Source organism: Chryseobacterium sp. D764 (assembly GCF_019317325.1).
Lineage (GTDB): Bacteria > Bacteroidota > Bacteroidia > Flavobacteriales > Weeksellaceae > Chryseobacterium.
The window spans coordinates 3,246,845-3,273,441 of record NZ_CP079219.1 but is presented as its reverse complement, the minus strand read 5'-3'; the positions used below and the strand labels follow the sequence as shown (position 1 = coordinate 3,273,441).

Sequence of the window (26,597 nt, the reverse complement as noted above, 5' to 3'; positions counted from 1 at the left end):
AGGAAATTCCTTTAATGATTTTTCTGCTTATCCATCAGTTCTTTAATCTTATGGTCTTCCCATTTCCTGATAAAATTAATACGGGGTAAAAAAACCGTAACAGCGTGTGCTGCAACTCCTATTCCCCAGAAAGTGGCTGTAAAAAAGTTTTTAAACTGAAAATAACTTTCACCGGGTTTCAGGTTCATACAGTTGTATACAACGATCATAGCATTCACTGCGATATAAGCGAATAAATGTCCGTAAAATCCACGTAACCGTTCTACCTCTCTTCTGGCACGTTGGTATTCAATATCATTTTCGTCAAATCTTTCCATCGTTTTATTTTTTTTGTTTGTTCATAATTTCACGAATCTTCTTTTCCTGCCATGATTCTCCTACTCCAAACACCTGAAAGGCATGGGAAGCAACCCCAATTCCCCACCCCAGTACCGGAAACCAAAACCACTGATTTCTGCTGCTGGTGTAAAGATTGATAAAGATTAAAAAGGAACATACAGTGCAGTAAGAAATAAGATTCATATAAAAGCTTTTCATTTCTTTTACTCTCTTCTGTGCACGCTTGTACGCAGCAGAATCATCTTCAGGTTTTGCACTGGAAACTTGCGGTTTATTCAAAAGCATCGGAAGTTTTACTTTAAAATGATCCTCTGACTTTTCTATGAATACATTTCGATCGGTAAGCAGAGAATAACGCTGTACAATATTGGCAAGACCAATTCCCGAACTTTCTTTGATCTGCTCTCTTACCTGTAAGTTATTTTCAATACAAAGTATATTTCCCGCTGAAAAAATTCTTATCATCAAAGGTTTTGATGACGTAGCGAAATTATGTTTGATACAGTTTTCCAGCAGCAGCTGTAAAGACAGCGGAACAACATATTTCTGGTAATCTTCCCGGGCAACTTCAAAAGTAAAATCTACACTGTCTTCAAATCTTGTTTTCAAAAGGTCACAATATGTTCTGGCAAATTCTATTTCATCTTCCACCGTTACAAGCTCTTTATCTTTCTGTTCAAGTACATAACGGTAAATCTTTGACATTGAAGCGGTAAACTTCTGAGCTTGGCGCGGATTCTCATCAATCAGTGAGCTTAAAACATTCAGAGAATTGAAAAGGAAATGAGGATCCAGCTGATTTTTTAAACTTTCAAACTGAGCGTTTGCTGATTTCGCGATTAGCTTCTGCTCTACTACTTCTTTTCTGGAAGTCTTTTTCAGCTCTTCCATAAAGCTTTTAGCATGAAGAAAGGCAGAGATCAAAAGAGCAATATTGATCATAAACCAATTCGTTACCCCATACTTTGAAGAAAAAAACTCTTGTATGGTAGCCGTTTTCTGAATCACCACATAGTTCATATAATTACAGAAATAGACCAGAATAAAGTTCCCGATGATAATGGAAACAATACTTAAAACCGCTCTCGTTCGGGTAGCTTCCGACCATGGGAATTTTCTGTTGAGAAATTCATTGATAAATCCGTTTCCAAACCCCAGTACAAAGGAATACATGGTTGAAAGAAGCAGCGTGATCAGAAAAGAATTCAAAGTCTTTTCATCATTAAAAAACAAAAAGAAAAATAATGTGGTTCCTAATGACGTCCAAAGTAATATGGTAAAGTATTTCCGTTTCATGATCTGTTTTCTTGACTCAAAATTAGTTTTTATTAAAGGTATCAAAAATTAATTCTTACCGAAGGGCTGATTTTCTTCCCTGAACGGTATAAAAAAACCTTCACGAATGAAGGTTAATTTATAAGTAAAGCAAAGAATGTATTATTTCGCTTTTTCTGCCGGAAGGCTTAGAAAATAATCAGCTTCACCTCTTCCCCAGTTAGGATCTAATGCCGTTTTAGGTTTGTAGGTCTTAAATTTTGCCTGTGCATCTTTGAACATTTCCAGTCCTTTGGTTTTGCTTCCTCCGTACTGCTCAGGAGTAAAATAAACGTCTTCTGCTTTGATAAGAGCAATTCTTGGATTTGCAGGCTCTAATTTTTCTGCAATATTAAGTTCTTCAGCAGCTCTGGCTCCGTCTGTCATATAACGCTGTGCCGGATTTACCATCATTCTCAGTGAGTAGGACATTTTTCTCAGCAAGTGAATTTCTGCATTATCTGCTCCGGCAAGATTCTGTGCCATTGACAGTTGTTTCTCGGCCTGATCTGCAATAGCATCCAGTTCCTGCATTTTTCCGTCTCTCATCAAGGTTCTTCCTTTCTGGATATAAGAAAATGCCGAATAGTACGCCGGAAGCCATTTTGTGCTTTCTTTACTTCCTATCCTCTGGAAATCATTGGCCAGAGTCTGGAAATCTTCCGATGTTTTACAGACTTCAATTCTTCCGATTTTTTCAGTCATTATTTTGTCGTAATCTGCCTGTGCAAAAGCTGTTAAGCTCACAAAAGCTAAAGCAAAGCTTAAAAGGTATTTTTTCATGATATCAAATTTTAAAAGTTAGTCTATTTGTTTGCCCTAAGGTATGTTTTTTATAAATTATTATTGATGGCATCATCCGTTTTATCTACTCCGAAACTTATAAATGCTCCAATGAACACAAAAGTATTGACTGGCGGAACGATTGCAGAACTTCTGGATCCGTCTGCAGAGAAATTATAGCCATATACATTCTTTGATCCTAAAATATTGCTGACACTCAATACGAACACCGGAAAAGCTTTCGCATCTTTTTTACCGATATTGGGTAGATAATTGATACTGAAATTCAAAGCATTATAATCTTTTAATCTCCCTTCATTTCTGGTATAATTAATTGCTTTCCCGTTCTCAAACGTAGAGGCAATATCATAATAAGGACGTCCTTTAGCATAGGTATACGATAAGTTTACTCCAAGCTTCCATTCCGGAATAAATCTTTTTGCCACTGCAGAAAGGGTGTGTTCCGCGGCAAAACTTGGCTGCAGGCTAACCGGATAATTAAGAAAATCTCTTTTAGAATTCAGGTATGAGTAGCTGATCCAATAATCAATATTCTCAAATGTTTTTTTATTGTCTCTCCAGAAAAATTCTACTCCTTTTGCATATCCGTATCCACTGTTGTTTAATGCGGATTGAGTCTGCTGATTCTGTTCTTTATCCTGATTAACATTAAATGTTTTAATCAATTGGTCATATTTTTTATAAAACGCTTCAAAACGTAATGTTCTTCCTTCCGAAGCTCTCTGAACCTGAAAAATATAATGCTGAGACTTCTGGAAACCAAGATTTGCAGGACCATTGATATATTTACTTTCCGGATTCTGATAAAAGAGACCATACGCTAAGGAAGTGGTCCAGTCTTTTGCCAGACGGTAAGCAATGGCAAAACGAGGGGCAATATTATTCTTCCCTAAAAAAGAAGAGTGCTCTGCTCTTACTCCTATTTTCGCTGACAATGCATTACTGAATCCCAGATCTGTTTCAAGAAAAGCAGAAGATATCAAATCCTTATAATATTTCTGCACCGCTTCAAAGTTCAGGTTTTCATCCGTATTATTCAACTCAAATCCTCCTCTCAGAGCGCTGATTTTGTTGATCTTTCTTTCAATAACTGCTTTGAAGTTAAAATAATTTCCGTCTGTAAGAAGCTGGCTTCTGTTGGATTCAATATCATTGGTTTCTGTAGAAAAATGAAGATCAGATCTGTTGTAAGAGTAAGAACCTCCTACATTCAGAAGGTATTTTCCAAATTTCTGTTTAAAGGAAAGATTATGAAATGTATTTTTACCGTTAAGCTTTACCAGACTGAAATCATATCCGGGTTCAAGACTTTCCGATCTCACTCCCATTTTATTGGAATTAAACATCCCATAATATTTGAAAAAGCCCCCTGATTTTGTTTTAAATCTGAAATTCAGATCTCCGTTAAGACCCTGTGGTGCTTCAACAAAATCTGTATTAAAATTAAAGACTTTCTGCATCAGACTTAAAATAGAATATCCTGCTGTAGCGCCGTAGGAATAGTTTTTATTGTCTCCAAGCTTCTGAAATCCGGCACTCAGGAAAATAGGTGAAACACCTAAGCTGTAAGAACTTTCATCCGGAAGATCAACACTTTCCAGCATCAAAGCTCCTGAAAGAGCCTGTCCGTATAATGCAGAATATCCGCCGCTTGAAAATATATTCCCTTTGAAAAGTGAGGTATTGAACTGATCTCTTCCTGCAATTCCCGGAACAGAATTTGAAAAATAATTATTGATAAGACTTCCATCCATAAAAATTTTAGATTCCGTTCCTGTACCACCTCTGATAAAAAGACCTTCTGTTCCACCTACTTTCTGCACTCCCGGAAGGTAGGTTAAAGCTGAAGAAATCTGCCCGTCAGCTCCTGCTGTGGTGTAAATATCTATTGGAGAAAGCAGTGCTGTTGCTCTTTTCTTATCACTTGCTTCAATGGATCCTGCAGAAACTACTACTGCATCAATCTCACTGATCTGTTCTTTAAGGTCAACAATCAAAGAAATTTCCTGATTTTCAATAGAAACTGTTCTTTCTATATTCTCATATTTCGGATGGGTAAATGTTATTTTATGCTCTCCTTTTTCTGAAGTTTCAAAAGAAAAATTACCTTGGGCATCTGTGGTTGTCCCGTCATAGGTATCTTTCAGAGTGACGTTTACTTCACTTACCCCTTTGTTTTTAAAGGAAACTTTTCCTGAGATCTTCACCTGCGAATATCCCATTATGGAAGCGATCAGGAAAATAAGAAGCAGTATGTTTTGTCCTTGCGTTTTCATTTTTATTGTTTTCTGGGTCAAAAATAGGATGAGAAATGCCTTCCCGTAAAAAAATTGTTACCGAAAGGCATTCTTTTGTTACCGAATGGGAAATTAATGAATCGGAATACAAAAATCAACGATCATTTTTCCTTCCGGATGTTCTTTAAAGTTGGAGTGATAGATTTCGTAAGGAAAGGTTCTTCTGGTGGTATACTTGTTTTCATTCATCCATAAAAACAAAGAAACCCAGCATTGCTCGAAGTCATCCAAAGTAACTTCGCCACTTCCTACAATGTATTTGCCCGCATCTAAAGTTTCGGCAAATACTTCGCCCTCCTGCTGCCTCAGTTTTTCATCCAGGAGCATGCAGGCATGAATTCTTACTTTGTCAAGAGGGGTAATCTTACAGCTGTCATGATATACAGCGATCATTTTCACATTTTCCCGCGGAAAAAGATTCTTCTTTATCGCCCAATCTATTAATACGTTGAAAGAAGATTCCACATTTGCAATTCCAAGGCTCATTACAGACGCCAGATTCATTTCCGGCATTTCTTTTACTTCGATTTTTAAATTCATATTGGTCCAATTTAACAGGTTTTCAATATTGCAAATGTATTGGCTGAAAACCGTATCAATTTGTCCGTTCTTGCTATGTGTTTGTAAAATCTTGTGAAATTTTTCAGGAGCCGACCTGCGGAATTCTGTAGGGGGCACACCATAATATTTTTTGAATGTTTTGCAGAAAGCTGAGTGGTTTGAAAATCCAAGATTCCAGTAGATCTCTTTGATCTCCATATTTTTATGCATTGCCAGATGAAGGGCGCTTTTTTCTATTTTCTTCCTGATAATATAGCTCTGAAGAGTCTCTCCGGTGACAAGCTTAAATATTCTGTGGAAATGAAAAGGCGAATAAGCGCTTATCTCTGAAACTTTCTCCAGAGACAAATCCGAATCAATATGATTATCAATGTATTGAATTGTTTTTACAATTCGTTTTTTATATTCTTCCAATTCAAAGTTGTTAGTTTACAAAGATATTTTTCCGGGGCAGAATTCTGTTGTCTTTTATTGCTATAATAAAGATAAAGAACCCGCTTTTACTATAGGATATCTCCTTCAAAATGTTTGAAAAGAGGGACTACATTTTTAATTTTTGGATCTGAAGAAGCCATATAGCTATGATAGTCTTTGTGAATAAAAATCTCTTTTATAAAGAACTTCTCATCTTCAATAACACACTCCCCATTAGTTACTTCAAAAGAATCTAAGGGAAGTATCATCCCACCTCCATGTGCTTTTATAGCAGCTTCTTTTCTCGTCCAATAGGTGAAGAATCCTTTCATTTTATCCATGCCATCCTGAATTTCCTGCATCTCATTAGGAGTCATCTGAAATATAAAATCCCGGTAACTGACCTTCGGATCATTGTATTCTACATCTATTCCCAAAGGATATTCTGCAATGACACAGGCAACAAGGTCCGTGGAATGCGATATATTAAAATGAAGGTTATGTCCTTTCAAATAAGGCTTTTTGTTGGGAAGAATACCTATTTCCACCTCCGGAATATTATAAAAAGTTCTTAATCCATGCCGTAAAAGTAACTTCCCCAGCAAAGAAAGCTGTGCATCCTGCCATCTTCTGTATCTCAGAATATCTCTTTTCATATCATCAGAAAAAACAGGCAGATACCGGTCAAGAAGAGACTGGTGTTTTTCTTCGCTGATAAATGTATATAGAATAATCATTTTTTCTATTTCTTCCTTCTTTTGATGTTAGAGATTAATTACTTTCTCCGTTAAAAATAAGCTTTTTTCATCTCTTTTTAAAGCAAGCAATATTCTTGACAAAGCTGCAGAATCTGAGGCCAAAACCTATTGGATTTCGGCTGTACTGCGCCGTATCTTTTGAAAAAAAGACTGGAATCATAAAGCGCTTTGGAAAATCTTTTATAATTTTAGGGATAAAATCACTTTAAATCATTTAAAAAATGAAAGTACAAACATTAGCATTATTGGCAGGATTTGCATTTTTAGCAGCTTCATGCGGAACAACAAAAATGTATTCTGTAAATGCCAAAAGCGGAACACAAACAGGAGGAACGGCAAAGTTTACCCAGCAGGGAAATGACGTGATCATGAAACTGAATGTAACAAACCTTACTCCCGGAATCCATGCAGTACACATTCATGAAAAAGGAGATTGTTCTGCTGCAGACGGAACCTCTACTGGTGGTCACTGGAATCCTTCCAAAAATGATCACGGTAAATGGGGTGCTGAACATTTCCATATGGGAGATATAGGAAATCTGGTTGCTGATGAGGGCGGAACGGCAACACTGACTTTCAAGACAGACAAATGGTGTCTGGGCTGTACTGATGAGTCTAAAAACATCATCGGCAAAGGTCTTATTGTACATGCTGCTGCAGATGATTTCCATACTCAGCCTACTGGAAATGCAGGAGGAAGAGTGGGATGTGTAGAAATTAAGTAAGCCTTTTTACTCAATAAAAAAACCCGCTAATTTTCATTAGCGGGTTTTTTATGTTTAGGATTTCGCTCCCATATCTGATACAATATTCATTGCTTCCTGCAGATAAAGATCTTTTTTCAGATTTTTGATCCACATTTCAGATTTCTTTTTGAAAGCTTCGTCTTTTTTCTCTCTTTCAACTTCACTTGGATACATCATGAACTGAAGTCCGTTCTCAAATTTAGTTAAAGCTTTGAACTTTTCAATCTGAGATTTTCTGTTCCTCATTAGTTCATTGAACTTAGTGATATTCAAAGTGATATTTTCTTCTTTGTCCAATTGTTCTCTCCACTGGGCAGACTCTAATAACAACTGATAATTGCTGTTTTTAGCCATTCTGTCTGCACTTGCTTTTTCCAGCGCCTGAATGTTGAAATAGTTAAGCTTCTGGAATTTCGTAGGCGGAATTTTATCCCATGCCAATGCATAATCATCATATCGCTCTCCTACTTCAGCATAGGTAAAGAAGTCTTTCATCTGGATATCAGAAACGATACCTTTTCTCTGTGTCGATTCTCCGGTAATTCTGTAGAACTTCTGGATAGTCAGTTTTAAAGATCCGAAATCATCTTCTGTATTCAGGAATCTGTTCAGATCAACAAAAGTCTGAACGGTTCCTTTCCCGAAAGACTGCGGAGATCCGATAATCATTGCTCTTCCATAATCCTGCATTACTCCTGCAAGGATTTCTGAAGCCGAAGCAGAAAGCTCGTTTTGCATAATCACCAATGGACCTGTCCAGATAGGAGTTTCATTTTTATTCTTAAGAGTCTGTATTTTCCCGTTTCCGTCTTTCACCTGAACATAAGGTCCAGCTTCCATGAAAAGACCCATAATATCCCCTACTTCAGTTAAAGAACCTCCTCCATTATTTCTAAGGTCAAGAATAATTCCCTGGATATTCTGTTCTTTCAGTTTAATGATCTCATTTTTAATATCATCAGAAGCATTTCTTCCTTTAGCATTTTCAAAATCAGCATTAAAACTTGGAAGGTTGATGAAACCATATTTCTTTCCGTTTGGAGTGTTCACTACGATACTTCTTGCAAAAGTGTCTTCAATAGCTACTTCTTCACGAATCATTGTTACGTCTTTGATGGTACCGTCTTTTTTCTGAACCGTTAGTGTTACCGGAGTTCCTTTCTCTCCTCTGATCAGTCTTACAGCTTCATCAGAAAGCATTCCTACTACATTTACAGCATCGTCTTTCGGTTTAGACCTTACTTTCAGAATTTTATCACCCTCAGAAAGCTGCTTAGACTTCCATGCCGGTGCACCAATGGTAAGAGCTCCTAAGTAAAGATTTCCTTTTTTCTCCTGAATCAATGCTCCGATACCGATTACTTTTCCGGTAAACTGAGTATCAAAATCTTCTTTATCTTTTGGAGAATAATAGTTGGTATGTGGATCAAATACTTCTGTATAGGCATTCATATACACGGTAAACCAATCCATTTTCTTTCTCTTTTTGAATCGGGTAAAGGTATCTTTTACAAGATCTTTTACTTCATCAGTCGCTTTTTTGATCTTTTCATCCTGAGTAAGAGGCTTAAACTTGATCGTATCTTTCAGCTTGTATTTCTGAACAGAGTCTTTCTTTTCTTTCTGAGCTTCTTCTTTGCTGTTCATCGACTCTACTTCCTGAAGGATATTGTACTTGATGAATTTTTTCCACTCATTATACTGTTCCTGCTTGTTGGAAGGTACCTTTTTGAGTTTCGGCTCAAGAGTAAGCGTTTCATCTTCCTGAAGATTGATTGGCTTATTGAAAATATCCTGTGTTATTTTATCGATCTCATCCACTCTCTGGTATAGCCTGTCAATCGTAAGCTTGTAGAATGTAAGGTCACCCTGGCTGATATAATCGTCAAGCTTTGTCTCATGCTTGTTGAATTCATCCATGTCAGATTGCAGGAAATATCTTTTCGCAGGATCTACCAATTCGAAATAATGCTTATAAACGTCCTTCGAATAGGCATCATTGATAGACTTGGGGCTATAATGCAGATAAGAAAGTGTGTTTTTTACGCTCACCATAATCGTCTGCATCTTTTCATCGTCATTCTTTGGCGAGTTGAAACAAAACATTAGACTGGTTAATGGAATAAGAAGTAAAAATTTATTCAGTTTGAAATTTTTCCACATAAACTGTCTTTATTTATTAATTTTTTTAAAATAAGTATAATAATTAGTAGCAGTAAGTTTGGTACTGTTACAAATGATCAAATTTAATACCTTATTTGCAATTATCAGATAGTTTTGAACATTTTTATTAAATAGATCTGCAAATAATAATAACAGTGTTAGCCATTTCCTATTATCAGGCAGTTTAGCTCCAAAATGAAATAATTATCGTTCCATTTTCAGGGAATGGCCGCAACATGTATTTCTCATTGGAAATTAAAAACAGATACCACAAAAATCAATTTTCATCCATAAAGGCATAAAATATGCTGATATTTAACCAAATAACTTTAAAATGTAAAGTCATGAGAAGTTTATTATGGTTAATTGCAGTCATCTGCATCGTTGTTTGGCTTTTAGGAATGTTAGGAATAGTCCCAGGCATCAGCACGGGTTATTTGATTCACATTCTGCTGGTCATTGCCATTATTGTTATTCTTTATAACATCATTACAGGCAGAAAACCTCTTGATTAGTTTATTATTTTGTACAACCACTTAAATTGAACAACCATCAGGCTTAGCAGGTGCTTTTCAGATGAAGTATAAGATTCTTTCTGAAAAAGCACCTGTAAAGTACTGAGGCCATTAATGAAACAGGAATTAATATTTGAGAATGTGAGATCAAATCAATGTATTAATTTTTCTTCATTCTTAATTTATTTTCTAAACTTTAAACTTTTCTTTTTTCCTGCTCACAGCCTCATTTTTTAATTAAAATAGGGCAATCTCTATTCTGAATTCACAACAATTAATAATAAAACAGCTGTTTTATCACGTCTTATTTTTACCTACATTTGATGTGTTGAAAATCTATTTGTTCAATTCTTAAATGAACAAATTCACTCTATTTGAATAAAAAATATTAAAGATAATTTATGGAAAGACCACTTATTCTGGTTACTAATGATGATGGAATTACAGCTCCTGGTATCAGAAATCTTATCAGTTTTATGAATGAAATCGGAGAAGTAGTTGTTGTAGCCCCCAACTCTCCTCAAAGTGGAAAAGGCCACGCTATTACCATTAATTCTACGCTAAGCTACGAAGAAGTTACTCTGGATGGTCCGCAGACTGATTTTTCTTGCAGCGGAACTCCTGTAGACTGTGTAAAAATGGCTCTTGATAAAATTCTGAAAAGAAGACCTGATATTGTAGTTTCAGGAATCAATCACGGAGCAAATTCTTCTATTAATGTGATCTATTCGGGAACAATGTCCGCTGCTGTAGAAGCAGGTGTAGAAGGAATTCCTGCGATAGGATTCTCATTACTGGATTTCAGCTGGGAAGCTGATTTTACCCAGGCTAAAGAATTTATCCAGAATATCGTAAGAAGAACCCTGGAAAACCCAATGCCAAAAGGTATTGTCCTGAATGTGAATATTCCTAAACTTCCGGCTGAAGAAATAAAAGGTGTAAAAGTGTGTAAACAGGCTCATGCAAAATGGGAAGAAAGCTTTGATGAAAGAATAAACCCGCACGGTAAAAAATATTACTGGCTGACCGGTTATTTCAACAATATGGATGATTCCGAAGATGCTGATGAGACAGCTTTGGCTAACGGATATATTTCCATTGTTCCGGTAAAGTTTGACCTTACGGCATACGAATACATGAAAACACTGGAAGAAGTGATGACTTTTGAAAGCGTTAAAGAAGTAAAATAAACCCGGAAATTAAAGATAATAAAAGCGTGAAATTAATTTCACGCTTTATTTTTTATACTGTTCAAAATAATACTTTATCTTCTTTTCTGAGTTCTTCAAGATAAGCCTTTTTTTCATCTCTATAGAAAAGATTCATTGTTTCAAAGGGTATTAACTTCAGGTCTTTATTGACAATGTGTACGCATGATTTTTTCACTGCTCTTACATCAAAATCATGTGCATCCATAAAATTCATAATGATTATTCTAAACAGGTTATCATAATCAAGATCCGGCGCACAAACTTCGGGTAGACAACATAGTAACTGATTTACCTTGGGCTGAACTTTATCTACAGAAATCCCCGTACTGAATATATCCAGCAGTTGCATATGTAATCCCTTATCCTGTTCGTAAACAATAGTATTTCTTGATTCATTATTCAGAAGATCTGCAGGATTGATATATCTGGTTAAAGGAATCGTTTCGTCCTGAAGTTTTAAAATATAACCCATAGCCAGAGCATCCGGATTACATGGTACCGGAATAATATCATCAGAATTTAATAGCGGAAACTGATTGATTATTTCCTGTCTTACCTCAGTTAGAGTAATCTTTTCATGGGCAGAATCTTCCCTGTTTCTTCCAGCAATTTCAACGGGTTGGAAGGTAATTCCTCTAACACATTTCTGCTTCAAGGCAAATTCTATAATTTTTCCTATTTCATCAATATTTTTGTCTTTTTGAAGGACAATAACCAATGTAGTAGAAAGATTAAGCTCATTAAGTTTTTCCAGTGCTTTCATTCTGACTGCAGTAAGATCCTTTCCTCTGAAATCTTGCAGTACTTCAGGTTTAAATGAATCAAACTGAAGATATATTTCAAACTCCGGGGCATAAGTTGCCAATCTTTCAGCAAATCCCGGATCATTGGCAATTCTGATTCCGTTGGTATTCAGCATCAGATGTTTGATTGGTTTTGACTTGGCAATATCCATGATTTTGAAAAACTCCGGATGAATTGTAGGTTCTCCTCCACTGATTTGCACTACATCCGGTTCACCTTCATTTTTTACAATAACATCAAACATAGCCTCTATTTCCTCCAGACTCCTATGACTTCCATAATGTGGAGAGGACATCGCATAACATGTGGGACAAGTCAGATTACAACGATCTGTAACTTCTACAATAGAAAGACAGCTATGCTGTTCATGATCTACGCATAGTCCACAATCATAAGGGCAGCCATATTCTACATCGGTTCCGAAATGTAAAGGTATTTCAGAAGCTTTATTATAGTTTCTGATGTTTTTATAATAATGCACATCTGAAGCTATTTTTGTTTTAAAAAAACCATGATCAGGGCATTTTTTGGTCATAAAAACAGTTTCATCCTCAATAATGATCTTGGCGCCCACCCTTTTAAGACATTCCGGGCAAAGACTGATTGTATAATCGTAATAGGTATAATTTCTTACTGGCATAGCAAAATTTTTAAAGTCCTCCGCAAATATAACCACTGATCAATCCACAGATCAGAAGGGATATAAGCATTGTCTGAATAAATTGTTTCTTGGTAAATTTCCGGTCTCCCTTTCTTTCGTAAATAAGTTTTGTTATAACAGTGACAATAAGGGAAATAACCAGTGCAACCAAAATAATTGCACCAACGATAATTACGACTAAACCTGCCAGATTGCCGACTTCTAAAATAGTTAAAGTTTTCATCTTGAATATTTTAAATATAAAGGCTTGGTATTTTTGATTTTATAAATGTAGTAAATAATTACGCAAATACAGACCATTTGAATTATACCCATATTTCCCATGATCTCTGCCCTTGGTTTTATAAAATCTAAAAAGAATCTAAACGTAAAATAGCTGACCATAAACAGCTGAAAAATAAAACCGGAAGGGTATTTCTTATGATTTTGAATATATTTTAACCCCACCCACAGAAGAATTAAAAAAGCTATTTCATACAAAGCAACTGGATGCCTGAGGTATTGGTCTCCTAAATGCATTCCAAAAACAGAATCAGTAGGGATGCCATATGTTTCTTCATAAATACCAGTGAGAAAACACCCTATTCTACCTATAATAATAGCAAATATCAGAGGAAAAACAATAAGATCTCCTGTGCTTTCTTTATGATGCACTATCTTCTTTGCCAGCTCTACTCCCAATAATCCAAAGGCCAGGCCTCCGACAATGGTATTGTTTGACCAAAACTTTTTGATTGTAAAATTCTCAAATAAGGTATAAGGGTTTTCAAGATTACCAATCAGCTTGGAACCTATCAGAGCACCAGCAGTAGCCCCTATTAAAACCGCAGCTGAGGTGTTGAAAGAAAGTTTTTCTTTGGACTTACGTTTCAAATAAAAATAATATCTCATACCCAAAAACATACCTCCAGCCTCAAAAAGTGGATGTGCAAGAATTGTTTTGCCGAAAATATGAAATGTTACAGGAAAATCCATTATTTCAAAAATACACTATTTCAGATTATTCACTACCTTTATTCTGACAAATAATTACAAAATGCGTATAGAATATGACATAAAACTGGGGTTCAAGGATGTAATGTTCCGCCCTAAGCGTTCTACTTTAAAATCCAGGTCAGAAGTTGATTTACAAAGAGAGTTTACCTTTAAACATACTAAGAAAAAATGGACAGGTGTTCCGGTAATTGCCGCCAATATGGATACCGTAGGAACTTTTGAAATGGCTGTAGAGCTGGCAAAAGAAAAAATTATCACAGCTGTTCACAAACATTACACCCCCGAGCAATGGGATCAGTTTCTACAGAGCCAGCCTGAAAGTATTTATCAATATATTGCCTTAAGCACAGGAACAGGAAAAGCCGATGAAGAAAAAATAAGACTAATCCTTGAAAAGCATCCAAAAATTGAATTTCTCTGCATTGATGTAGCCAATGGTTATTCTGAGCATTTCGTTGGATTTGTGAAGAAGGCAAGAGCTAATTTTCCGGATAAAATCATTATCGCTGGAAATGTCGTTACCGGAGAAATGGTAGAAGAGCTGCTTCTTGTAGGTGCCGATATCATAAAGGTAGGAATTGGCCCTGGATCAGTTTGTACTACCAGAGTAAAAACAGGAGTAGGATATCCTCAGCTTTCTGCTATTATTGAATGTGCTGATGCTGCCCATGGTTTAGGCGGACATATCATCGCTGATGGCGGATGTAAAGTTCCCGGAGATGTTGCAAAAGCTTTTGGAGGCGGCGCAGATTTCGTAATGCTGGGTGGAATGTTTGCCGGTCATGATGAAAGCGGTGGAGAAATGATTGAAGAAAATGGGAAAAAATACCGTCTTTTCTATGGGATGAGTTCCAAAACTGCAATGGATAAGCATTCCGGAGGTGTAGCAGAATACCGTTCCTCTGAAGGCAAAACTGTGAAAGCCGCGTATAAAGGTCCTGTAGCAGACACCGTAAAAGATATTTTGGGAGGTGTACGGTCTACCTGTACTTATGTAGGCGCTTCAAAACTTAAAGAGCTTTCCAAGAGAACCACTTTTATCCGTGTTCAGGAACAGGAAAATCAGGTTTTTAAAGACTAAAAATAAAAACATAATAAAGGCTTTAGAATTATTATCTAAAGCCTTTATTTTATTCTTTTGTTCTGATATATTTTTTGTTAAAGTATTTTTGGAGCTGATCATTTACATAGGTTTCCTGTTCTTTTTCTGAAGCCATTTCATCGAAATATAAAATTCTCGGAATCTCTTTTATTTTATCTACTACAACAGAGTCTTGAGGAGAGTTTTTGATAATATCTACTCTTTCGTTCATTTCTCTCTCATATTCTTTCAAATCTGTAGTCACAAGTTCCATCACAATATTTTCACCATTAAAATCAATATTAAAATAATCATATTTTTCCGGGAAAATTTTAAGTTCAGGAAGAAAAATAATGAACAGAGAAATCCACCAGAATTTTTTAATTTTTTCAAATTTAAAATATACTAACAGAGAAAAAGTAAGCAAAAAATAAAAGAGTATACTTTCAAACTGTCTTGCAATAGAGGTGAGAATATAGCTCGTAAATAACAAGGGAATCAATGAAACAGACCAAAATAGAACTGCTTTTTTCAATGTAATTTGGGCAGTGATCTTTTTGAGTTCTTCTTCAAAAACTTTAATAAATAATGGAAGTACTGCAATAACTTTTAATCCTACATAGAATGTATCAGCACCAAAAAGAGCAATTCTTTTCAGCCATTTTACAATTCCTCTTTCTACCTCTCCCATTCTGTTGAAATTTCCTGGTGCAAGAAAACATGCTAGCAAAAAAACGGTTCCTAACAGTACCAGAAACAGGCTTTCTTTATTCCGTTTCTGATAATAAGATACTAACAGGACGCCTTCAAGAATCAATGCCAGAATTTCATTAGAACCCATCAGAATGATGATAAACAAAACTGAAAGGTAAAACCATATTTTCTGTTTTGTATCCTGATATTTTTTGAAAAAATAAAGTAAGATCCCGGATAAAATAACAGGCACGAAATAGACATTGGAACCTGTGATCCAGAAGTAATGTTCTGGTAAGCTTACAAGAAGCACTGTATAAAAGAAAAACAGAAGAAATCCTTTTTTGAGGGATTCTTTCAGAGAATAGTTGAAATATTCTTTAAAATTTAATGCTGAAATTCCAATAAAGGAAAGTAGTAAGAAAACAGGATATATTTTCGGGAGAATCGTATTGCTGTCGTAAAAGACTGGATTAAACATATTAATTGAATACCCGAAATACCTTCCGCCCCATGTTGTATAGGTATCTATAAAACTTTGCAGCAATCCTGCTTTTCTGGTTGTATAGGACCAGAAATAATCATCGGTCTGATATACATTAAAAAAACTAATGTATGCCAGACCGACGCCTATTAAAATCGACAAGAATAATACTATATTCTGTACTTTTTTCATTTTCTAAGTTAACATTCCACCGTCAACATTTAACGTTTGTCCGGTAATGTAAGCTGACATTTCGCTGCCCAAGAATACACATGCATTTGCGATATCTGCAGGTTGCCCTCCTCTTTTCATTGGAATTTCCTCTCTCCATCCCTGAACCGTTTTTTCATCCAGAACGGCTGTCATTTCAGTTTCAATAAATCCTGGAGCAATAGCATTACATCTGATATTTCTTGATCCTAATTCCAGTGCCACAGATTTTGTAAATCCTATTACACCTGCTTTAGAAGCTGCATAGTTGGCTTGTCCGGCATTTCCTTTCACTCCTACTACAGAAGTCATATTGATGATAGATCCAGATCTGGCCTTCATCATCGGTTTGATTACCGCTTTGGTAAGATTAAAAACTGAATCTAAATTTACTTTGATTACTTTATCCCAATCTTCTTTGGACATTCTCAATAACAGGTTATCTTTTGTAATCCCTGCATTGTTTATTAAAATATCAATCTGCCCGAACTCTGCCATCACATCTTCCACCAATTTCTGGGCAGCATCATAATCTGATGCGTCAGACTGATATCCCTTAATTTGGGTTACAGAACTTAAAGCTGCTTCTAATTCTTTTGCTTTGTCTACAGAGCCAGCGTAGGTAAATGCTACTTTTGCCCCTTGCTGAGCAAACATTTCAGCGATACCTTTACCGATTCCTCTTGTAGCTCCGGTAATTAGTGCTACTTTTCCTTCTAATATTTTCATATCTATTGATAATTATTTTCTTTTAACTCATTCAGCTTGTGACAGCTGACACTTATAATTTTTACAATTCCTATCCGGAATTAAACGGTTTGCAAAGATATTATAAATTGTTATTCAACCCATTTAAATTGTTAAAATACTGGATTATTTTGATAATTATTTAGATTTTTATCAAAGCTGAACAGGATTATTTTTAAATCTCGTGAAATAAATAAAGTCTGTTTTTTTGCTTCTATCCAGCTTCAGTACTTCTTTCTGCCAGAAATATTTATCATAAATAATCTCCTTCAAAGGCTCATTCTGAAAGTTTGAAACTCCGAATTTTCCTTCTTTCTTTACCACAATTTCGTTCTCAGCATTCCCGAATGTAATGATATCTTCGTAAATAAAGGGAACAATTTCCGTTCCTTTCCCATCCAGAATACCATATAAATTGTTTGTATTTTTACATACCAATGGTTTTGAATACTGATTAAGCGGATTAAAATATTCAACGTCTTCATTTCTGATTTCACTGATATTCTTCAGCTCTGCCATGGAGCCATCCTTCACAGAAAACCTATAGTAACGATCCTGTTTTCCAATAATAAGATTCTCCGGATAAAAGCCTAAAATCTGTACTCCTTCTCCAACAATATTTTTAAGATCCTTATCCAGGAATTGTTCTTCAGTTCCTTTTTTAAGATAGATAAAATCTTTTCCGGAAATGCTAAAAGCCTTGATAAAATCGTATTCCAGAGGAAAAATAATATTCCCTTCCAGATCAACAATTCCGGATTTTTTTACTTTATCGTTATAAACACTAAAGAAATTACTCAATAAAGGATTTACATATTTAAAAGTCTGGGAATACAGCTTCTTATCTTTTTTATTGAATACCGTTGTTTTTCCATTTTTTATGAGGTAGATGTATTCTTTTCTGCCAAAGTATTCCGGTGTGATATCATTAAAGATTTCCTCTGCAATTGTATTTTCTTCTGCATCTATCAAACCATATTTTCCTGTACTTTTATTTTTAGTAATCAGATAAGGATATGCATTGATATCTACCACCTGTTTTGAAAATTTATGCAGGGTCTGACCGTTATTTCCTATGATTTCACTCTCATTTTCTTCATTAATGATCAGTGCTTTGCCATATTCAAAGCTGTAATCTTCTTTAAATTCGCGGCTACTGAGCTGTTTTCCGTCAAGGTCATACAGAAACCATTTTTTATCTTTTAAAACAAAGAATCTGTTCTTTCCCGAAAAACGGATTTTTTCAGCATAAGGAATAATTTCTTTCCCATTATAATCATAGACGGCTTCTTTATCCTGTTTCGAAGAAATAATACGGTCTTTGCTCCACCAGGGTGTATTGAATTCCTGATCATCCAAAGCAATGAATTCCTTCCCTTTTTCGTTAATAATGGCTGATTTTCTATTATTGCCATCTTCAGAATAAAGAATAAATCTGTTTTTAAAAATATGTAAAATTCCTCCTCTGTAAGGAGATTCAAAGGTAATGGTTCCTAAAGAGTCTATGATTCCCTGCTTTTTAGAATCCGAATCGTAAACCGTTCCATATCCGTCTGAATAGGAAGTCACCTCCTTCCCTGTCTTTTTTGACAGGATCACTTTCATATATTGGTTGGTCTGTGCTGTACAGACTACAGAACATAATACAAAGACTAATTTTTTCAAGAAAAATTAAATAGAATTGTTGACAATAAGAACGATCTCTCCTTTTAATGTTTTACTCTTGGAAAATTCAATTAATTCATTGATTGTTCCCCGTTTGGTTTCCTCAAATTTTTTAGAGATCTCACGACTTAAGCTTACTTTAGTTTCCTCTCCGAAGAATTCTTTTATCTGCTCCAGCGTTGTATTGATTTTATGGGGACTTTCGTAAAGAACGATGGTCTTTTTTTCTTCAGCAAGCTGCTTAAGCTTTGTCTGTCTGCCTTTTTTCTGTGGTAAAAAACCCGCAAATAAAAATTCATTATTGGGAAGTCCTGAAACTACAAGTGCAGGAATGAGAGCTGTTGCTCCGGGAAGGCAGATCATATCAATATTATTGTCTGCTCCTGCTTTTGCCAGCAAATATCCCGGATCCGAAATACCGGGAGTTCCCGCATCGGTAATAATAGCGATATTCTGACCGTTTTTAAGGTCTGTAATTACTTTCTCCGTTGCCTGGTGTTCATTATGTAAATGATAAGATTTTAAAGGCTTTGAGATTTCAAAATGTTTTAAAAGTATTCCGGAAGTTCTGGTGTCTTCACATAAAATATAATCAACTTCTTTAAGGACATTTACCGCCCTGAAAGTCATATCTTCCAGATTCCCAACAGGTGTGGGAACAAAATATAAGATTCCGCTCAAAATTATAAGAATTTATTTTCCACCAATATCCAAAGTCTCTGAGCATATTCATCCACTTTATTCCATTTTCTTTCGTAATACAGATCACTAAGATATTCTTTGGCTTCTTCCAGTGTTTTGAACTGGTTCAGCTGAAATACCGTATCATTCAGATCTGTCTGACTTCCTTCAAAGAGCATTTTTGAAAAAGCAATTCTGTCATTCAGATCCAGTTTAAATTCCGGTTTCTGTTTGTCTGCTTCCATAAAGTTGGTAGGAATATTAGACTTCAAAATACTTCCGCTATCTTCTTTCTCTGCCACATGTTCTTTTTCGTTAGGAAATTCTCTTTCCAAAGGATCGTCATCAAAAAGTGACTGAACAGCCTTCATTCCTTTGATATTGGCTAATTTTATTTTTTTCTCCTGGTGATACGCTTCTAAATTTTCAAAGCTTTCATCAGAAGGATGTTTTTCTGTTTCTTCGGCAGAAGGTTTATCGATCTCAACGATTTTTCTTCTGTCATAGACTTCAGCAAGGATGCTTTCCTCTTTTGTCTCTTCTACTGAATGATCATTTTTTATCTCACTCAGTATATTTTCCACATTCGAAGTTTCTGTGGCCAATTCACCCTGTTCAATAGAAACATTTGAAGCAACAAACTGCTCTTCGTTTTCTTCAATCAGTATTTCATCTTCCAGAGTTTCTGTATCAAAAATACTTGGAATAATCTCTGTCACAGGAACTTTAGCATCGTTTACCCCGGCAAAATCAGTTTCTTTTTTTGATTCTTGCTCAATGTTTTCCTCTTCCTGCTCATCCATTTCATTCAGCTGGTTGTTGAAAATGGCTTCTTCCTCAGTCACTTCATCATGAAACAGGTCTTCATTGAGATCTTCATCAGAATCTGGTGTAGAATCAGCAAGAATTTTTTCTTCATCTACAAAGCTCAGAACAGCTCTCTGCTCTTCTGAAATTTCATTTTCATCAATTTCGTTCAACTGATTATTGAAAACGGCTTCCTCTTCTAAAGTTTCATGACCAGAAGCCTGTTCCTGAGTGTTTTCCAGTGTTTTTTCTTCGTAACCTTCTTCCACAAAGCTCACAATATTTTCATGGAATTCATTTTCAACAATTTCATTCAGCTGATTATTGAAAGCAGCTTCCTCTTCTTCAGAACCGGTTGAGAAAATTTCATTCTCATCAATTTCGTTCAGCTCATTATTGAAAATAGCTTCCTCTTCTGTTACTTCATTTCCTTTATCATAATGTTCCGTTTCTCCGGATGCAAAAGAGATGTACTCATTGTTCGGAGACTGCTCCGGATGATCTGTAACAAAATATTCAATATTCTTTTCCAGCAGTTTCAAAAAAGAAATCCTGTTAGCAAGCTCATCTACAAGATCTTGCTTGGAAAGTAATTCGTCTACGTTGCTTATTTTGTCCAGATTATCAATGATATTCATGGACTCAAAAAAAATCTTTTCCTTTAAATCTTGGATATTCTGCATAATAAGATTCTTATTAAAATTGCTTACTTTTGATGTTAAAAATATACGGCTAATTTAACAAATGTTTTTAGAAAATACAATTAATCATTCCAAACAAAGTGGTTGGATGGAAGTGATTTGTGGCTCTATGTTTTCGGGTAAAACCGAGGAACTGATCCGCAGATTGCGAAGAGCGGAAATGGCAGGACAGAATGTGGAAATTTTTAAACCAAAAATGGATATACGATATTCTGAAGAGGATGTAGTATCTCATAATCAGAATAAAATCCGCAGTACAGCAGTAGAAAATCCTAATGAAATTCTTCTGTTGGCTTCCAATTGTGATGTAGTAGCCATTGATGAAGCTCAGTTTTTTGATGAAAGTATTGTTGATGTTGCCAACCAGCTTGCCAATAGCGGGATCAGAGTGGTCATTGCAGGATTGGATATGGACTTTTTGGGCCGTCCGTTCGGGCCAATGCCCAATTTGATGGCTACTGCCGAGTATGTCACAAAGGTGCATGCTATTTGTAAGAGAACAGGTAATCTCGCCAACTATTCTATGAGAACTTCCCAGGGAGATAATCTGGTAGAATTGGGAGAAACTGAAAGCTATGAAGCAGTAAGCCGCCGTGTATTTATTGACGAAGTACTTTTAAAAAGAAAATAAGGGATTGAATACACCCATAAAAAATATTCACTCAATAAAAAATAAAAACGGGAAAGCAATAGAGTAAAATCTGGAAAAAAGAATCAGTATAAATTATAATTTTCTTACTTTCTTGAAGTTTTACTTCTGCTGTTTCGTTCAAAAAATAAAGCAGAAAGGGCACCAATGAACTATACAGTACAACACATTGCAGAAATCACCAATGCACAGATCATTGGAGACAGTAATTTAATGATCAAAAATATAGCGTATGACAGCAGGATTATTTATTCTACTAAAAATACAGCTTTTATTGCGATCAATACCCATAAAAATTCCGGCGAAAAATTTATAGATTCTGCAGTAGGCAGGGGAATCAATGTCATTATTTCTGAACATCATTATCCGGAGTTTGAAAATATAACCTGGCTTATTGTTGAAAATTCCGTGGAGTTTCTTCAAAAATTAGCAAAATATCATTTCGAAAATTCTCATTTACAATCTATCGGAATCACGGGAAGTAATGGTAAGACTATTTTAAAAGAGTGGTTATATCAATGCCTCTGGAATGAATTTCCTACTGTAAAAAGTCCTAAAAGTTTTAATTCTCAGATTGGTCTTCCACTGTCTCTTCTTCAGATCAACAGTTCCTATAAGCTGGGAATTTTTGAAGTTGGAATTTCAAAACCACATGAGATGGATAAACTTGAAAATATGTTCCATCCTCAAATCGGGCTGCTCACCCACATCGGGACAGCTCATGCTGCCAATTTTTCTTCTGAAGAGCAACTCATTGATGAAAAGATCAGTCTTTTTAAAAATTCTGAAGTAATCATCTATAATGGTGACAATTCTTTGGTTGAACAAAAAATTAAAAAATCCTATTCTGATAAAAAATTAATTTCTTACGGTTTTAAAAAAGAGAACCAAGTTTTCATCAAAAGCAATATTTCCAAGGATGACAACATTATTGTTGATTATTTTGGCGAAGAAATCAGTTTTCCTGCTCATCAGAGAGACGAAGCTACATTAACCAACGCTATGGCGCTTATCACAGTTCTCAAGGAACTGAATATCGAAAATAAAAAGATCGTTGAAAAAATCAACCTTTTAAAAGCCGTTGAAATGAGGCTTGAAGCGATCGAAGGAATTAAAGGCAATATTGTCATCAATGATTCTTTTAATCTTGATCTTGATTCATTGAAGACTGCCCTGCAATTTTTGAATGAATATAATAAGTCTAAAAAATCCCTGGTCTTAACTGACATCGTAGGGGTGAGTACCAACGTAAAAGAATTATATGAGGAAGTTTCTGAGCTGGTGAATGAACAGAATTTTGATTCTGTTTTCTTAATCGGTGATGAAATATCAAACTTCAGTGAATTATTTAAAGCTAAAACATATACATTTATTGACACTAAGGAGCTAATTGAAAGTAAGCATCTTACTGAAATAGAAAATCAGATTATCTTGCTAAAAGGAGCCAGAAAATTTGAGATTGAAAAGCTTAAAGATATTCTTGAGCTTAGAAAACATGATACGGTACTGGAAGTAAATCTTAATGCTATTCTTCACAATATCAACTATCATAAATCATTGCTGAAACCGGGAACTAAAATGATGGCAATGGTAAAAGCCAATGCTTATGGTCTGGGAAGTTATGAAGTATCAGAATTTCTTCAGCATCATCACATAGATTATCTGGGGGTAGCCTATGTGGATGAGGGAGTTGAACTTCGTAAAAAAGGAATCACAACTCCTATCATTGTTATGAATCCTGAGCAGCACAGCTATCAGACGATCATAGAATATAATCTGGAACCTGAAATTTACAGCTTCAGAGTGTTGGAATTATTCTATGAAGCCGTTCAGAAATCAGGTTATGATAAAAAATATCCTATCCATATTAAACTGGAAACCGGAATGCACCGTCTTGGCTTTAAAGATTTTGAACTGGATCAGTTAAGCGAAACCTTAAGCCAAAAAAATCTGAAAGTTCAGAGCATGTTCAGCCATTTATCATCTTCTGATATGCCTGAAGAAAAAAAATTTACTTTGAAGCAGCTGGAAGTTTTTGAAAAGAATTCCAGTTACCTGATAGAAAAATTAGAATACGCTCCGCTTCGTCATATTCTGAATTCATCCGGAATAACAAGCTATACCAATTATCAGTTTGATATGGTAAGAATCGGTATTGGAATGCTTGGAGAGTCACCGGATAATGAAATTCAAAAGCAACTGCAGTCTGTTGTAAGTTTTAAAACCGTAATTTCACAGATATCAATGGTTGAAAACGGAGAATCTGTAGGCTACAGCAGGAAGTATAAAGCTGATCATCTTACCAGAATTGCTACTATACCTGTTGGATATGCAGATGGTATTCCGAGATTGATAGGAAATCAGGTAGGAAATGTAGGTATCAACAAAGTCCTGGCACCAATTGTTGGAAACCTCTGTATGGATATGATGATGATTAATGTAGATAATATTCCAAATGTAAAAGAAGGCGATACTGTAACTGTTTTCAATGCCAAACCAAGTTTAAAAGAATTCGCAGGCTACTGCAAAACGATAACTTATGAAGTATTAACCTCCATTTCACCTCGGGTGAAACGGATTTATATAAAAGATTAACTATGAGAAAACTCCTGATTCTGCTTTCCATATTCCAACTGTTATTGATCCATTCTCAGGTAAAAAAAGATTTGGTGATTCCTAAAAATCCAAGGATAGGACTGTCGCTGGCCGGTGGCGGAGCCAAGGGGTTTTCACATGTAGGAGTTCTTAAAGTATTAGATTCATTGGGAGTGAAGGTGGACTATGTTTCCGGAACAAGTATGGGTGCCATTGTAGGGGGTTTGTATGCCGCAGGTTACTCCGGAAAAGAAATAGAAAAAATTGTCATGGATACGGATTTCTATTCTTTAATTATGGATCCAAAATCCAGGCAGGAAACCAGCTTTTTTAACAAATCTGTAGACAAATATCTTTTATCCATTCCGCTCAAAAACGGAAAAATCACACTTCCCTCTTCTATCAGTACTGGCCAAAGAAATGTTTATCTTCTGAAAGAACTTTTTAAAAATGTTTCCAATATTGAGGACTTTTCCAAAATGCCCATTCCATTCATGTGTGTTGCAACCAATCTGGAAAGCGGCAATATGCAGATCTTTGAAAAAGGAGATCTTGTACAATCTATTATGGCGAGTTCTGCTTTTCCTTCTTTAATGGATCCTGTTAAAATTGGCGACAGCATTTATATTGACGGGGCCATGACTGTAAACTATCCTTCAAAGCCTTTAAAGGACAAAGGAATCGATATTGTGATTGGAGTGGATCTTAATCAGGATCTTTCAAAAAGAGAGGATTTAAACAATATTATATCCATACTGAATCAGGTAATCGATTTCGGAATAAAGAAAGATACAAGAAAACAGTATAAATATACAGACATCAATATCAAACCCAACCTGAAGGGCATGTCTGCAACGAGCTATGACGATAAGAAGAAAATTCTGGACAGCGGATATGTAGAAGGGCTCAAATATTCACAAGTACTGGATCAATTGCCAAAGCGCCCTTTTGACCGCCTCAGACAACGCATAAACCCTATATATTCCAACGTATACAAGATAGATAGCATTTCTATTGAAGGAAGTAAAATATATGGTAAAAACTACACCCTGGGGAAAATGGGACTTCGTCTACCCTCTTTACAGACTTATGGAAGCATCAATAAAATGGTGGATAAATTGGTGGCGACAAATAATTATCGTTTTATCAATTATGATATCGTTCAGGAAAATGATGCCAACTACTTAAAGCTTTATGTCACTGAAGATGACACCCGCCATTTTATAAAATTCGGGCTGCATTATGATGAAGTTTTCAAAACTGGGCTTCTTTTAAATTATTCAGCAAAGAGGCTGTTATTTAAAAATTCAAACCTTTCCCTGGATGTTGTTGTGGGAGACCGCGTGAGATATTATATGAACTATTTTATAGATAACGGATACATTCCTGGATTTGGTCTTTACTCATCAGGAATGAGTTTCGATATAAAAAATGTTGATAATTATGTTGTGGACCGATGGGAATGGTTAAGAAATGAAGCCTATATACAGTCTATATGGAAGGATAAATTTGCTATTGGAGGTGGTATCAGCCATGATTATTTCAAAGCGGAAAACAGCAATGGAGACAACAGACGTTACAGCCGTTTTCTGAACCCTTACATCTTCATAAAAACCGATACGCAGGATGATAAAGAGTTTCCTACCAAAGGAATTTATTTTGCTGCAGAAGGAAAGGTAGTGGATCTTTTAAAATCTGAAGTTGATAAAAGAATAATTCAGATCAAAGCAGATCTTAAAATCAATATTCCTCTGGGTAAACAATTCACTTACCGTCTGAACGTGTTTGGAGGGGTTACTATTGGTGAAAATCTTCCTGCTTACTACCAATACAGATTGGGTGGAATTTTTGAGCAGAATCTAATGAATTTTAAAAGTTTTGGAGGATTTTATTTTGCCCAGCTTTATACTAATAATGTGATATTAGCTTCAAACGATGTTCAGTTTAAATTTAACAAAAACTATTTCATCAGTGGAAACTTCAGCTTTGCTAACTTATCAAATGATATCAAGTTTGAAGACGCAGTTAAAGTAAATTATAGTTCCCTGGGAATTACGGCAGGTTACAAATCTCCTTTCGGGCAGATAAAAGTTAACTTCAGCCACTCACTTAAAAACAACCAAAAAGGTATATTCAGTGTTATTCTAGGACACTGGTTTTAAAAAAATGATACAGTTCTTTTACGAAAGCTTACCAGAGTCGGTAAGTACAGATTACAAAAAATGGCTGGAAGATCTTATTCTTTCAGAAGGAAAAAAGCCAGGAGAAATCAATTACATTTTCTGTGATGACGAATATCTTCTTAAGATTAATCAGGATTATTTGCAGCATGATTATTATACAGATATCATCACTTTTGATTATGTAAAAGGCAAGACAATAAGCGCTGAGATTTTCGTATCTTTGCAGCGCATTTCTGATAATGCCTCTACCCTATCCCGAGATTATGAAGAAGAATTAAGAAGAGTTTTAGCCCATGGTATTTTACACCTTATAGGCTATAAAGACAAGACGGAAGAGGAAGAAAAAGAAATGCGGAGAATGGAAGATTTGTACTTGGCCAAATACGTGGATTTAAAGTTTTAAAATTGAACAATCACTTAAAGTCCCATATCTAAAGTACTCAATTCTAGTAATAATATAACTTTACCTAGAGTGCATTCTTCAAAAATGTTTCACGTGAAACATTGGTTATAAAGAT

Annotated in this window: 23 protein-coding genes; 8 read left to right on the top strand and 15 right to left on the bottom strand. The window is 35.5% G+C overall.

Annotation, left to right across the window (positions count from 1 at the left end):
- Positions 1 to 11: 11 nt before the first annotated feature.
- From KYG33_RS14795 to KYG33_RS14770, 6 genes are all read right to left on the bottom strand, one after another.
- Complete coding sequence (locus tag KYG33_RS14795) at positions 12 to 317, bottom strand: 2TM domain-containing protein (RefSeq protein ID WP_077413247.1); 306 nt, start codon at positions 315 to 317, stop codon at positions 12 to 14.
- A 4-nt stretch (positions 318 to 321) separates the two neighbouring features.
- Positions 322 to 1,635: a 2TM domain-containing protein gene (locus KYG33_RS14790; protein WP_077413246.1), complete on the bottom strand. Its 1,314-nt coding sequence runs from the start codon at positions 1,633 to 1,635 to the stop codon at positions 322 to 324.
- Between the two features lie 141 nt (positions 1,636 to 1,776).
- The gene (locus KYG33_RS14785) at positions 1,777 to 2,436 is read right to left on the bottom strand and encodes a hypothetical protein (protein ID WP_077413245.1); all 660 of its coding nucleotides are present in this window, start codon (positions 2,434 to 2,436) and stop codon (positions 1,777 to 1,779) included.
- 50 nt (positions 2,437 to 2,486) lie between these two features.
- Positions 2,487 to 4,733: a TonB-dependent receptor gene (locus KYG33_RS14780; RefSeq protein ID WP_077413244.1), complete on the bottom strand. Its 2,247-nt coding sequence runs from the start codon at positions 4,731 to 4,733 to the stop codon at positions 2,487 to 2,489.
- A 93-nt stretch (positions 4,734 to 4,826) separates the two neighbouring features.
- Complete coding sequence (locus KYG33_RS14775) at positions 4,827 to 5,729, bottom strand: GyrI-like domain-containing protein (RefSeq protein ID WP_077413243.1); 903 nt, start codon at positions 5,727 to 5,729, stop codon at positions 4,827 to 4,829.
- Between the two features lie 89 nt (positions 5,730 to 5,818).
- The gene (locus KYG33_RS14770) at positions 5,819 to 6,466 is read right to left on the bottom strand and encodes a 4'-phosphopantetheinyl transferase family protein (protein WP_219071995.1); all 648 of its coding nucleotides are present in this window, start codon (positions 6,464 to 6,466) and stop codon (positions 5,819 to 5,821) included.
- Positions 6,467 to 6,708: 242 nt separating this feature from the next.
- On the opposite strand from KYG33_RS14770, the gene KYG33_RS14765 reads away from it, so the two are divergent.
- Complete coding sequence (locus tag KYG33_RS14765) at positions 6,709 to 7,212, top strand: superoxide dismutase family protein (protein WP_077413241.1); 504 nt, start codon at positions 6,709 to 6,711, stop codon at positions 7,210 to 7,212.
- 54 nt (positions 7,213 to 7,266) lie between these two features.
- Here KYG33_RS14765 and KYG33_RS14760 read toward each other — a convergent pair whose 3' ends face one another.
- A complete protein-coding gene (locus tag KYG33_RS14760; protein ID WP_219071994.1) occupies positions 7,267 to 9,396 on the bottom strand; it encodes a carboxy terminal-processing peptidase in 2,130 nt (709 codons plus the stop codon).
- Between the two features lie 344 nt (positions 9,397 to 9,740).
- Between KYG33_RS14760 and KYG33_RS14755 the strand changes: the two genes are divergently transcribed.
- Together KYG33_RS14755 and surE are read left to right on the top strand one after the other, a co-directional pair.
- Complete coding sequence (locus KYG33_RS14755; protein WP_047380070.1) at positions 9,741 to 9,911, top strand: lmo0937 family membrane protein; 171 nt, start codon at positions 9,741 to 9,743, stop codon at positions 9,909 to 9,911.
- A gap of 401 nt (positions 9,912 to 10,312) precedes the next feature.
- Entirely contained in the window at positions 10,313 to 11,101 is a 789-nt protein-coding gene (gene surE / locus KYG33_RS14750; RefSeq protein ID WP_077413238.1) for a 5'/3'-nucleotidase SurE, read from the top strand.
- A 61-nt stretch (positions 11,102 to 11,162) separates the two neighbouring features.
- Here surE and KYG33_RS14745 read toward each other — a convergent pair whose 3' ends face one another.
- From KYG33_RS14745 to KYG33_RS14735, 3 genes are read right to left on the bottom strand one after another with little or no spacing between them, the layout of a single operon-like run.
- Positions 11,163 to 12,566, bottom strand: a complete 1,404-nt coding sequence (locus KYG33_RS14745; protein ID WP_219071993.1) for a radical SAM protein — start codon at positions 12,564 to 12,566, stop codon at positions 11,163 to 11,165.
- Positions 12,567 to 12,576: 10 nt separating this feature from the next.
- Positions 12,577 to 12,810, bottom strand: coding sequence for a hypothetical protein (locus tag KYG33_RS14740; RefSeq protein WP_077413236.1), 234 nt, complete (start codon positions 12,808 to 12,810; stop codon positions 12,577 to 12,579).
- Positions 12,807 to 13,562: a prolipoprotein diacylglyceryl transferase gene (locus tag KYG33_RS14735; protein ID WP_175627166.1), complete on the bottom strand. Its 756-nt coding sequence runs from the start codon at positions 13,560 to 13,562 to the stop codon at positions 12,807 to 12,809. The genes KYG33_RS14740 and KYG33_RS14735 overlap by 4 nt, the downstream gene beginning before the upstream one ends.
- Before the next feature lie 61 nt (positions 13,563 to 13,623).
- Between KYG33_RS14735 and KYG33_RS14730 the strand changes: the two genes are divergently transcribed.
- A complete protein-coding gene (locus KYG33_RS14730) occupies positions 13,624 to 14,664 on the top strand; it encodes a GMP reductase (protein WP_077413234.1) in 1,041 nt (346 codons plus the stop codon).
- A gap of 49 nt (positions 14,665 to 14,713) precedes the next feature.
- On the opposite strand, the gene KYG33_RS14725 is transcribed toward KYG33_RS14730, so the two are convergent.
- From KYG33_RS14725 to KYG33_RS14705, 5 genes are all read right to left on the bottom strand, one after another.
- Positions 14,714 to 16,033 carry a DUF6056 family protein gene (locus KYG33_RS14725; protein ID WP_219071992.1) on the bottom strand — a complete coding sequence of 440 codons (1,320 nt, stop codon included), beginning with the start codon at positions 16,031 to 16,033 and terminating at the stop codon, positions 14,714 to 14,716.
- 3 nt (positions 16,034 to 16,036) lie between these two features.
- Positions 16,037 to 16,780, bottom strand: coding sequence for a 3-oxoacyl-[acyl-carrier-protein] reductase (gene fabG, locus KYG33_RS14720; protein WP_047377912.1), 744 nt, complete (start codon positions 16,778 to 16,780; stop codon positions 16,037 to 16,039).
- A 171-nt stretch (positions 16,781 to 16,951) separates the two neighbouring features.
- On the bottom strand, positions 16,952 to 18,463 hold the full coding sequence (locus KYG33_RS14715; protein ID WP_219071991.1) for a WG repeat-containing protein: 1,512 nt from the start codon (positions 18,461 to 18,463) through the stop codon (positions 16,952 to 16,954).
- Positions 18,464 to 18,469: 6 nt separating this feature from the next.
- Positions 18,470 to 19,144 (bottom strand): 16S rRNA (cytidine(1402)-2'-O)-methyltransferase, encoded by a 675-nt coding sequence (gene rsmI / locus KYG33_RS14710; RefSeq protein ID WP_047377914.1) that lies wholly within the window; start codon positions 19,142 to 19,144, stop codon positions 18,470 to 18,472.
- A 2-nt stretch (positions 19,145 to 19,146) separates the two neighbouring features.
- Positions 19,147 to 20,634, bottom strand: a complete 1,488-nt coding sequence (locus tag KYG33_RS14705; protein WP_180564876.1) for a hypothetical protein — start codon at positions 20,632 to 20,634, stop codon at positions 19,147 to 19,149.
- A 61-nt stretch (positions 20,635 to 20,695) separates the two neighbouring features.
- Between KYG33_RS14705 and KYG33_RS14700 the strand changes: the two genes are divergently transcribed.
- From KYG33_RS14700 to ybeY, 4 genes are all read left to right on the top strand, one after another.
- Positions 20,696 to 21,283: a thymidine kinase gene (locus tag KYG33_RS14700; protein WP_047380060.1), complete on the top strand. Its 588-nt coding sequence runs from the start codon at positions 20,696 to 20,698 to the stop codon at positions 21,281 to 21,283.
- 165 nt (positions 21,284 to 21,448) lie between these two features.
- Positions 21,449 to 23,896 carry a bifunctional UDP-N-acetylmuramoyl-tripeptide:D-alanyl-D-alanine ligase/alanine racemase gene (locus KYG33_RS14695; RefSeq protein ID WP_219071990.1) on the top strand — a complete coding sequence of 816 codons (2,448 nt, stop codon included), beginning with the start codon at positions 21,449 to 21,451 and terminating at the stop codon, positions 23,894 to 23,896.
- 2 nt (positions 23,897 to 23,898) lie between these two features.
- A complete protein-coding gene (locus tag KYG33_RS14690; RefSeq protein ID WP_077413228.1) occupies positions 23,899 to 26,058 on the top strand; it encodes a patatin-like phospholipase family protein in 2,160 nt (719 codons plus the stop codon).
- 4 nt (positions 26,059 to 26,062) lie between these two features.
- Positions 26,063 to 26,482: an rRNA maturation RNase YbeY gene (ybeY, locus tag KYG33_RS14685; RefSeq protein WP_077413227.1), complete on the top strand. Its 420-nt coding sequence runs from the start codon at positions 26,063 to 26,065 to the stop codon at positions 26,480 to 26,482.
- The last annotated feature ends 115 nt before the right edge of the window (positions 26,483 to 26,597 follow it).